Source organism: Ruegeria sp. CDSA020 (genome assembly GCF_059612345.1).
Genome location: NZ_JBXWQK010000020.1, coordinates 1 through 4,557, shown reverse-complemented (window position 1 = coordinate 4,557; position 4,557 = coordinate 1). Strand labels below are relative to the sequence as shown.

The following is a 4,557-nucleotide window of genomic DNA, read 5'->3' as shown; positions in this document are numbered from 1 at the left end:
GATCAGCCCCTGGCCAGTGCGGGGGCTGATCTGGTTGTCGTCTGTTTACTCAGCTGCGTCTTCGTATTCGGACATTGGTGGGCATGTGCAGATGAGGTTTCGGTCTCCGTATGCGTTGTCGACGCGGTTGACGGGGGACCAGTATTTGTCGACGCCCATGGAGCCCGGGGGGAAGCAGGCCTGTTCGCGGGTGTATGGGCGGTCCCAGTCGCCGACCAGATCGCGCACCGTATGGGGGGCGTTTTTCAACGGGTTGTTCTCCGCATCGATCTTGCCGTCGATGATGTCCTGCGCCTCGGCCCGGATGGACAGCATGGCGTCGCAGAAGCGATCCAGCTCGTCCTTGGGTTCCGACTCGGTGGGCTCGACCATCAGGGTTCCGGCCACCGGCCAGGACATGGTGGGCGCGTGGAAGCCGGAATCGACCAGACGCTTGGCCACATCGTCGACGCTGACATGGGCCGCCTCATCCAGAGGACGGGTGTCAAGGATACATTCATGCGCCACCCGGCCTGTTTCCGAGGTGTACAGGATCGGATAGGCGTCCTGCAGCCGGGCCGCGATATAGTTGGCGTTCAGGATCGCCACTTTCGTGGCCTGGGTCAGACCCGCACCGCCCATCAGCAGCACATAGGCCCAACTGACCGGCAGGATCGACGGAGACCCAAACGGTGCCGCCGAGACCGGACCGACGGCGGTGCCGTATTCCGGGTGGCCGGGCAGGTGTTCCTCCAGATGCGCCTTGACGCCGATCGGACCCATGCCGGGGCCGCCACCGCCATGCGGGATGCAGAAGGTCTTGTGCAGGTTCAGGTGGCTGACGTCGCCACCAATGTCACCAGGACGCGACAGTCCGACCATGGCGTTCATGTTGGCGCCGTCGATATAGACCTGACCGCCGTGATCATGGGTGATCTGGCAGACCTCCTGGACGGTGGTCTCGAACACGCCATGGGTCGACGGGTAGGTAATCATGCAGGCGGCCAGATGGTGAGAATGCTTTTCCGCCTTGGCGCGGAAATCGGCGACATCAATGTTGCCCTTCTCATCCGCTTGCACCGGCACCACCTGATAGCCCACCATCTGGGCCGAGGCCGGGTTGGTGCCATGGGCCGAAGTGGGGATCAGGCAGACATTGCGATGCGCCTCACCCCGCGCGGCGTGATAGTTGCGGATGGTCAGCAGGCCTGCGTACTCGCCCTGCGCGCCCGAGTTGGGCTGCTGCGAGATCGCGTCATAGCCGGTGATCTGGCACAGCTTGTCGTTCAGATCGGCAATCATCTCGTGATAGCCCTGTGCCTGATCTTCGGGGCAGAACGGGTGCAGATTGCCGAACTCGGGCCAGGTGACCGGGATCATCTCGATCGTGGCGTTCAGCTTCATCGTGCACGACCCCAGCGGGATCATCGCCCGGTCCAACGCCAGGTCGCGGTCGGCGAGACGGCGCATGTACCGCGTGATCTCGGCCTCGGCCCGGTTCTTGTGGAAGATCTCGTGGGTCAGATATTCGCTTTCACGCAGCGCGTAATCCGGCAGGCGGTATTGCTTGTTCGAGCTGTCATCCGCCCGATCGATGCCGAAGGCACCCCAGACGGCCTCGATGGTCTCGGGCCGGGTCTGTTCGTCCAGGCTGATGCCGACCTTGCTGTCGCCGACCTTGCGCAGGTTGACGCCGCGGGCCACGGCGGCCTCCATCACTACATTCTGCAGATGGCCGACCTCGACCGTGATGGTGTCAAAGAACACTTCCGGTTCCACGGCAAAGCCCGCCTCTTCCAGACCGGCGGCCAGGCGCGAGGTCTTGCGGTGCACCGATTGCGCAATGGCCTTGATGCCATCAGGGCCGTGATAAACCGCATACATCGACGCAATGACGGCCAGCAGCGCCTGCGCGGTGCAGACATTCGAGTTGGCCTTCTCGCGGCGGATATGCTGTTCGCGGGTCTGCAGCGCCAGGCGATAGGCCTTGTTGCCCCGACTGTCGATGCTGACGCCGATGATCCGGCCGGGCATCGACCGCTTCAGCTTGTCGGTGGTCGCCATATAGGCCGCGTGCGGGCCGCCATAGCCCATCGGCACGCCAAAGCGCTGGGTCGAACCGATGGCGATATCCGCGCCCATCTCGCCCGGCGACTTCAGCAGTGCCAGCGACAGGATGTCGGCGGCAACGATGGCAATGGCTTTATGTTCATGCAGCGCCGCGATCTCGGCGGTGAAGTCGCGCACATGTCCATGCGTGCCGGGATACTGGAAGATCGCGCCAAACACCGCGCCCGCGTCCATCGTATCCGGATCAGCCACCTGTACGTCGATGCCCAGAGGCTCGGCGCGGGTTTTGATCACCGCAATGGTCTGCGGGTGGCAGTTTTTATCGACGAAGAAAGCCGCGTTATTGGCCTTGGACCGGCCACCGCGCTTGGCCATCGCCATCGCCTCGGCAGCAGCGGTTGCTTCGTCCAGCAGGGATGCGTTGGCCACGTCCAGCCCGGTCAGATCGCTGACCATGGTCTGGAAGTTCAGCAGCGCCTCAAGCCGGCCCTGGCTGATCTCGGGCTGATAAGGCGTGTACGCCGTGTACCAGGCCGGGTTTTCCAGGATATTGCGCAGGATCGGCGCAGGCGTGGTGGTGCCGTAATAGCCCTGACCAATCAGCGAGGTCAGAACCTTGTTCTTGCTCGCCACCTCTTTCATGTGGAACAGCGCATCGCGCTCGGTCATCGCCGGACCCCAGTCCAGCGCTTCCTTCTGCCGGATCGCAGGGGGGACGGTGGCGTCAATCAGCTGATCCAGCGTCGTGAAGCCGATCACCTTGAGCATGTCGCGCATCTCGGTCGGGCTGGGCCCGATATGGCGACGGTTGGCAAAGTCATAGGCTTCGTAATCGGTGAGTTTGAAGGCCATGTGTAGCGCTCCTGTCGAAAGGTCAGGTCCGGCCGAGGCTGCAGCAGCCTCTGGCGGAGGGGTGAGGGCCGTCCCGGCACCTGTCCAAAGGACAGCTTCGGGCCCGAACGGGCAAAGCCCAAATTCGGCGGCATAAGTCAAAGCATTGGAGCCCCGGAACCGGGGCCCCGGAGAGGATCAGCCGATAAACGCCTTATAGCCGGCCTCATCCATCAGATCTTCCAGCTGCGACGCATCCGTGATCTTGATCTTGTAAATCCAGGCCTCGCCCTCGGGGTCGTCGTTCAGCGCGCCCGGATTGTCGGCCAGCGCTTCGTTGACCTCGACGATCTCGCCATCAACCGGCGCATAAAGCTCGGACGCCGCCTTGACGGATTCGATCACGCCAATCTCGCCGCCCTTCTCGAACTCGTCGCCTGCTTCCTGCTGTTCCACGAACACCACGTCGCCCAGCTGTTCAGCCGCGTGTTTGGTGATGCCCAGCGTCGCGGTGTCGCCCTCGACGGTCAGCCATTCGTGCTCTTCGGAATAATAGGTTGCCATGTTGTCTCTCTCCTGACTTCAACGCTTGTAATTCTGGGTGACAAAGGGGGTGGCCACAATCTGTGCCGGTTGCGGCTTGCCCCGGATGATCAGATTCACCGCCGTGCCCGGTTCGGCATGATCCGCCGCCACATAGCCCATCGCCACAGGTCCACCGACCGTCGGGCCAAACCCGCCCGAGGTGATCTGACCGATTGTATTGCCCTGCGCGCACTGAATGTCCACGCCCTGACGCGCCGGTGCCCGGCCTTCCGGCTTGATGCCCACCAGCTTGCGCGCGGGACCCTCGGCCAGTTCTTTTTGAATGCGATCGGCCCCCGGGAACCCACCCTCTTCCTTGCGGCGTTTCTGGATCGCCCAACCCAGGCTGGCCTCGATCGGCGAGGTGCCCTGGTCGATGTCATTGCCATACAGGCACAGCCCCGCCTCCAGCCGCAGGCTGTCGCGCGCGCCCAGGCCCGCCGCCTCGCAATCCTCATGCGCCAGGAAGGCCTTGGTGATTTCTATCGCACGGTCCTCGGGGATCGAGATCTCGTACCCGTCCTCGCCGGTATAGCCCAGACGCGAGATCCGGCATTCGGCCCCCAGGATGTCGGCAACAACGGTTTCCATGAACTTCAGATCCCGCGCCGCAGGGCAAAGCGCACCCACCACATCCTCGGCCTTCGGTCCCTGCACCGCAACAAGCGCGCGGTCAAAGATCTCGATCACCTCAACCCCGTCCAGATTGGCGCGCATATGTGGAATATCCTGATGACGCAGCGCCGCGTTCACCACCACAAAGAAGTGATCCCCCGCATTCGACACGATCAGATCATCCATGATCCCGCCATCCGAATTGGTGAAAAATCCATACCGCGCCTTGCCAGGCTTCAATGTCGCATAGGCCTGCGGGCACAGAGCCTCAAGCTTGGCACCAACATCCTCACCCCGCAGGATCACCTGACCCATATGAGACACATCAAACACCGCCGCCTTCTCACGACACTGCGCATGCTCACCCATAATCCCCAAGGGATACTGAACAGGCATCTCCCAGCCCGCAAAATCAACCAACTTCCCACCCAACTCAACATGCAAACCATGCAAAGGCGTGCGCTTAATATCCGTCAT

3 protein-coding genes are annotated in these 4,557 nt (G+C 62.5%); all 3 read right to left on the bottom strand.

All coding sequences use genetic code 11. The annotated features are described in order from the left end of the window. Positions 1 to 45: 45 nt before the first annotated feature. On the bottom strand, positions 46 to 2,901 hold the full coding sequence (gene gcvP / locus AC2FJW_RS19590; RefSeq protein ID WP_496751189.1) for an aminomethyl-transferring glycine dehydrogenase: 2,856 nt from the start codon (positions 2,899 to 2,901) through the stop codon (positions 46 to 48). Between the two features lie 177 nt (positions 2,902 to 3,078). Next, entirely contained in the window at positions 3,079 to 3,444 is a 366-nt protein-coding gene (gcvH, locus tag AC2FJW_RS19585; protein ID WP_142640419.1) for a glycine cleavage system protein GcvH, read from the bottom strand. 18 nt (positions 3,445 to 3,462) lie between these two features. Beyond that, positions 3,463 to 4,557 (bottom strand): glycine cleavage system aminomethyltransferase GcvT (gene gcvT / locus AC2FJW_RS19580; RefSeq protein WP_496707767.1); only part of this gene is annotated, 1,095 nt, incomplete at its 5' end.

What these genes read in the sequence shown, in the direction of transcription:
- gcvP (WP_496751189.1), bottom strand. Translation starts at nt 2,901, where the DNA reads ATGGCCTTCAAACTCACCGATTACGAAGCCTATGACTTTGCCAACCGT.
- gcvH (WP_142640419.1), bottom strand. Translation starts at nt 3,444, where the DNA reads ATGGCAACCTATTATTCCGAAGAGCACGAATGGCTGACCGTCGAGGGC.